The organism is Elusimicrobiota bacterium, from assembly GCA_026388075.1.
Taxonomy (GTDB): Bacteria; Elusimicrobiota; Endomicrobiia; order Endomicrobiales; family JAPLKN01; genus JAPLKN01.
This window is the reverse complement of the sequence record JAPLKN010000012.1, coordinates 1-6,411: the sequence shown is the minus strand read 5'-3', so window position 1 is coordinate 6,411 and position 6,411 is coordinate 1. Positions and strand designations below refer to the sequence as shown.

Below are 6,411 nucleotides of genomic sequence, written 5' to 3'. Positions count from 1 at the left end.
AGAATTCGTACAATTTATATGTTGATTCCATTTCATTTAAGAGCACAAAATCATTTGTTTTCCCGGCAAGATACTCAACAAACTCGTCCATTGAAAAGAATTTCGGCGAAAGATAAGCCGATGAAATCCTTAACCCAAGTTCCCTTTTCAGAAATAGCGAAGGCCTCCTTCCGCCGAACACAAATGCGCATCGGTCCAAAGGTTTATTGGTTTTTATGAATTCTTTTTCAATATGGTCGGCGATTCCTAAAATTATGTTATCGCCAAGAGGAAAATTAATTACCTGATCCATGTTAAACCTCAAACTTCTTTGAAATACTTGCGGGGCTGTCCCGCCCCTGCACCCCAGATAACTTTTCTTTACTTGCCTAAAGAAAAGTCATCAAAAGAAATGCACCCCGTGAACCATTCGCTCGATATTTTTTCGGCGTCTGCGTAACTCGGTCTTCGGCTTTGCCAGGAATGACCTCAAACAGTCCTCGCCGACTGCTCCCGAAAAAAATCTCCCTCATAAGCGGTTCAATTGGGATTAAACAACCTTAATTGCAATCTCTGAATCAAAATATATGATAAAACCTTTTACTTGTTTGCCGGGATAAATTTCGGAAACGATTGAGCAGTACTCTTTGACTTGCTCAATATGGGCATCTTTGTTTTCTTCGGTGCTTTTATAATCAACAACCATTATTTCTTTATCCGAAACTATCAGCCGGTCAATAATTTTTGTCTGGCCGGCTTTATCAACAATTTCTTTTTCCTGATAAACCCCGTTAGAGATTGAAATAGATTCTTTGCTTTGGAATGAAGTATTGTTTTTTGATTCCTGGACAAAGTTGCTACCTTTTTTCACTTTATCACCTGAATCTCTAACGGGGTAAACTGTGCCGTTTTCAATAAAGAAGAATTTCCGAATCTCGTTAGAAGCGATTAAAGAGTTCATTTTCCTCTTAACTTTGTCTTCAAAAATTTTGCCGAATTTTAACGCTGTTTTAATTGCAATTGTTTCAATTTCTTTTTCAAACGATTTTCCGCTAAGATTGCCGATAAACGAAAAGGCGTAATGCAGTGCGTTTCCGTAAGTAACCTCTTTTCGCTTTGTGATTTTCAGGATGTCTTCTCTTTCATCTTTTAAGAATTCCGATAGCCCCTGATAATTTTGGGGAGAAATTCTGACTTCGTTCAGCGTTTCATCTTTATGTATAAAAATGTTTTTTGTTCCTGTCTCAATTTTATCTTTTGAGAATAGGAATGCAGCAAGGTTTGTGCGGTTTGAGGTTTTCCGGGTATACCAAATGTAAAGCTCTTCTTCGGCGCGGGTTAACGCAACATAGGCAGTATTAAGTTCGTTTATGCAATTTTCTTTAGTGTCCCTGCTTTCAAACTCCATAAGCTTTTCCGCAAATTTGTCCCGCGCTTCTTTTAAGGGAATCATAAAAATCCCTTTTTCGGCAGGGATATAGAAAGTGCCTGAATTTTGTATGACTATTTCAAAAAAGGGATTTATAACAACAGGAAACTGAAGGCCTTTTGCCCCATGTATGGTAAGGACTTTTACCGCGTCAGCTTTTGCCGAATGGACAAAAAGTTCTTTGGCTTCGGCTTTTAAAAAGTAATCCAGAAAATACGCTATTCCGGAATTTTCTTTTGATTTTTCTTTAACGAGCTCAAGAAAAGATATAAAAAACAAGTGGCATTCGCTAAATTTCTCCAAAATATTATAGGTAGAAAAAATGTTTATTATGAATTCGTAAAACGGAAGCACGCCGACCGTTATAAAAAACGGTTCTATCAATTTGTCCCAGATGTCCGGGTAGCTGTCCCTGAAAAGTTTATAAAGATTTTCTTTTCTGCCGGTTTTTCTGGGATTGTGTGAAAATATAAAGTCCCGCATTTCATCTTCGGGGATTTTTGACACATTTAAAAATATGTCTCCTGTAACAAACGAAACAAAAGCCGCATTATCTATAGGAGAATTTAAAAACATTATGAACGATATAAGCTCTTTGATAAGGGAGTTTTCGCGAATGTTAAGAGTTTTTTCGGATTCCGCGGGGATATCGTTTTCTATAAGCCATGATGTAATCAGCTCAACCTGGGCATTATCTCTGAAAAGGACCGCAATATCCCTGAAACCATACGCCCTTTGACGGAGATCAGCTATAAGTTTTAATAATTTATCCTTTATTAGATCTTCCTCTTCGGCATTTTCTGATTCTATCTTTTCTGCTGAAACAAAACCTTGGCCTTTTTCTTCCTGCCATTTCTGGCTGATGTTTGAAAATATTTTAAGTATGTCTTTTCGGTAAGGTTCTTCCAATTCTATTTTTTCATTTAACAGAAACGATTTTAGGTTTTCTGCAGAAAATATTTCGTTATTAAATTCAACTATCGCTTTCTGGCTCCGATAGTTTTCTTCAAGTTTTGTTTCCTTGCTTTCATACTGGTACAAGTGATCCGGGACCTGGTCAAAAAGCCCGGCGTTTCCCCCTCGGAAACTATAAATCGCCTGCTTTTTGTCCCCAACGTAAAAAAATGATCCGCCGGATGCAAGCGATTCCTTAATAAGGGGTTTAAGGTTTTGCCATTGAAGCACGCTGGTGTCCTGAAATTCATCAATTAGAAAATGAAGGTAGCGCGACGCAAGCCTGTAATAGACTTCGGGAATAATATTTGAGCCGGACTCAAAAAGCGTTTCTGCCTGTTTGTTGAATTCCGAAAGAAAAAGAATATCATCTTTTTTGGCGATTTCCTGAAATGTATTGTAGACATTCTTGAAAATTTCTATGTAGTAATTGAAGTAGGAATAAGCTTCTTTCAACGCAATTTTTTGAAGCATTTCACGCGCTTCATCCCAAAGTTTAAGCGTTTTTTTCGGCACTTCGCCGCCTTTGTTTATAGGAAATTCTTCGCGGGTAAGGCTCTCTGAAAGATCATCAAAAACAAAATTTTCTACGGCACGTCCGAATAATGTGCCAAGCTTTTTCTTAAAAGTTGAATTGGTCTTTTCCGGAAGATGACCGTAAAGCTCTTCTAAAATTTTCAGCGCCCGTTTTTTAAGATCTACTATATCTTTTGATGAGGACGCGTCCGCTGGTATAAATTCTTTTCCGAACGCGCTTGTCTGATCAACCAATTGTTCCATGACTTTTAGAATGTCTTCTTTGGGAAACCAGCTTATGCGGTTTTCAACAAAAATCAGCCTGTGGAGAAACTCGTCAAAAACGGTTTTGAATTTTTCATCTTTGAGCGCTTTTTCTATTTCCAAGTCAAGGCTCTTTATCAGGTATTCCTTGTGATCGGTTTTAGTTTCATAAGACGCGGAACGGTCCAGCCGGAATGCGCAGCTTTTAAGAAGCGCATTCATAAAACTATCAATTGTCTGCACCTGAAAAAAATCATAGTTGGCAAGCATTTCGTCAACAAGTTTTCGTGCCTTTTGCTGAAGGGCAGAGGAAAGCTCAGCCGGTAAAATAACTTCTTTTCCCTTGTCCGTATTAAACGAAATCTCTTTGAAAAACTGTATAATTCTTTGCTTCATCTCTTTAGATGCTTTTCTGGTAAAAGTTATGGCAAGAATGTTTTTGAAGGAAAGTGCTGTTTTCGGCTGGGCAAGGAATAAGCTTACGAACCTTTTTGCCAGAGCGTGTGTTTTGCCGGACCCTGCCGAAGCATTGACCGCGATGATTCCGCTGACAGTATTAGCCGTTTTATCCATTAAGGATTATTTCCTAAATTTAGCTTTTCTTACAGTCGATTTTTTGGCAGTTATATTATATATAATTCTTGAAGCGAATTCTCAGAACAAAAAATGAATAATACGTTTTGGTATTACCAAAATCTTTATATTTGCATTTTTTCATTCATAGAGATTTCTGGTTTTCTTGAACAGAAATCAATCTGAAACATAATTTATTAGATTAAGAGTTGCAGGCTCGCTGGATTAAAGTGACACGATTAAATCTGCTATGCGTGTTGTTGAGGTTGGTTGAATTGTATTTTTATTGAGAAAAACATTAGGATTAACAATTGGCAAATTATATCTTCCCTCGCTTTCGCTCAGATTTTCATTTCATAGATTCTATACTTTTTATAAATTTTCCCGCCAATCTCAGTGTCGAACTGATTAATTAAATCATTATCTTCGAGATTCCATCCAAGTTCACTCCATTTGTAGCCAAGACGAACACCTGTCTTATGTGTTTCATAAAACAAGACAGCAATAATGCCGCTATTGCGATATTCCTTTTTTACTCCAGCAACAAGAGAACGAGCTCCGTCCATTTTTTTCTTATAATAAAGAAATTTTAGAATTTCGATCGGCCCCAATCTACCATTTAATTTGTTCAAAACTTGATTAAGATCTGGTAATGTAAGAGTAACTCCCACGGGTTTATTATCAATCTCCGCAAAAAGGACAAGTTTCGGTTCACCAAATTGTTTTAATTTTTTTGCTAATAAATCTATTTCCTTATCCGTCATCGGCACAAATCCCCAATTCTTTTCCCAGGCAGAGTTATAAATATCTTTTAGATATTGAACATCTCTTTCGAAATTGTTTAGGTCAATAGGCCGAATTTTAACGCGAGTCTTTTTCTTAATTATTTCTACCATTCTTTCAATACGTTCTGGAATACCATCTTTTCCATATTTAATAAAAGCGTATAAATCCTTTGCCTTTTGAAAACCATATTGCTCTGCCAAATTCAAATAATAGCGTTGAGTATAGGGCATCATAAAGGTTGGCGGTTTATCAAAACCCTCTAGAAGAAATGCACATTCATCATTCGTGCTCGGATTTACAGGACCGCGCATTATCTGCATTTTTCTGACTTTTAGCCAGTTTTTTGCTGCGTCCCAAAGTGATTTTGCAACTTCAAAATCTTCCACACATTCAAAAAAGCCAAAAAAACCTGTTTGCTCCTGATGGAAGTTGTTATGATTCTCATCAACAATTGCAACTATTCTTCCTACAACTTTGCCATCTTTTCTTGCCAAAAATACTTCTCTTTGGGCATGCTCCCAGAAAGGATTTTTATTAACATCTAAAGTTTCTTTAACTTCGCTTAAAAGAGGCGGCACCCAGTATTGGTTGCCTTTGTAGATACGCCAAGGCAAATTGAGAAAGTCTTTCCAATCATTCCGGTTTCTTACATTATCAATTTGTATTTTTTGGTATTCCATGTCAATTTCCCGTAAGAAAAACTAGCAAAGTATTGCTTCAAGAAAAGACGGACATCTTTGATCAAGCGCCGAGGCAGCAGACTACTTCAACAGCTATAATACACAGCTGGTGAATCCTTGACTTTTGGGTAGCATTACAATTGATTTATAGTCCAATTTTCCGAGTTCCATACGCGACTCCTTTTGGGAGCCTATTCTAACAAATTATACCCCGAGACTTAAAGTGGAACAGTATGGCTGATCAAACTTTCCGGTTTTTATTCTCTCCAGTTTATCCTGCCCTTTTTCTTTCAACCATTTTCTGTTAGAAAGGTGCCAAAGCAAAATTCCTAGCGCCTTTATAGGGTTCTTAATATTTTCTCCGCATCTTTGAAGCATTAACGGAATTTTTGTAACTTCTTTATAAAACCTTTGATATCCTTCCTGAAGCTCATAGGGTGTCATATTTTTTGGTTTGAAAACTACTGTATTATGATCATAATATTTCCAATTCACTGTTAACAATCTTCTTTCATTCTTAAATTGCTCAAATATCTTTGTTCCGGGATGCGGCGTTAAAACAAGATATGCAGCTATATTTATATTATTTTTTAGAACAAATTCATATGTTTCTTCAAATATCGCTTTTGTATCGGTATCAAATCCAAAAACAAATGAAGGATAAAAGAAAATTCCCCTATCTTTTATTTTCTTTATGCATTCTTCGATTTTCGCCATATCTTTCGGAGATTTCTTTAATGATTCCATCTGCCCTTTTGAAATACTCTCAATTCCAATAAAGAGAGCTAAGCAGCCACTTTCTTTTGCAAGTTTCAATAACTCACTATCATAAGCTATTGAAATGCTAGACTGCCCTACCCATTTTATCTTGTAAGGACTAATTGCTTTAAATAATTGCCTTGCATAATTAATATCTCCAATTACATTATCATCTAGAATCATAAAATAATTACTATTCACCTTCATCTTTTCTATATCTTTAATAACATTTTCAATTGGTACGTGGCGAATCTTTTCTCCATAAATATCTGAAACGGTACAAAAAGAACATCTATACGGACATCCTTTAGTGGTCATTATTGATTGAACATTTAAAAATCTCTTACTCCGTTTATGTTCTTTTTCGATATGCCTTTCTAAGGACGGGTTTGGACAATGATAGTATTTTTGAAGTCCCCCCTGCGTATGATCTTGAATTAACTGTTCCCATACCCCTTCTACCTCGCCAAT

4 protein-coding genes are annotated in these 6,411 nt (G+C 36.5%); all 4 read right to left on the bottom strand.

Going from position 1 to position 6,411, the window contains the following annotated elements; genetic code table 11:
- Nucleotides 1–292, bottom strand: a 292-nt coding sequence (locus NT145_00425; protein ID MCX5781163.1) for a hypothetical protein, incomplete at its 3' end; no start/stop codon positions are given.
- A gap of 237 nt (nucleotides 293–529) precedes the next feature.
- Entirely contained in the window at nucleotides 530–3,715 is a 3,186-nt protein-coding gene (locus NT145_00420; GenBank protein ID MCX5781162.1) for a UvrD-helicase domain-containing protein, read from the bottom strand.
- Nucleotides 3,716–4,056: 341 nt separating this feature from the next.
- A complete protein-coding gene (locus NT145_00415) occupies nucleotides 4,057–5,181 on the bottom strand; it encodes a hypothetical protein (protein ID MCX5781161.1) in 1,125 nt (374 codons plus the stop codon).
- Nucleotides 5,182–5,385: 204 nt separating this feature from the next.
- Nucleotides 5,386–6,411: radical SAM protein (locus tag NT145_00410; GenBank protein MCX5781160.1), on the bottom strand; the 1,026-nt coding region annotated here is incomplete at its 5' end.

What these genes read in the sequence shown, in the direction of transcription:
- NT145_00415 (MCX5781161.1), bottom strand. Translation starts at nt 5,181, where the DNA reads ATGGAATACCAAAAAATACAAATTGATAATGTAAGAAACCGGAATGAT.
- NT145_00420 (MCX5781162.1), bottom strand. Translation starts at nt 3,715, where the DNA reads ATGGATAAAACGGCTAATACTGTCAGCGGAATCATCGCGGTCAATGCT.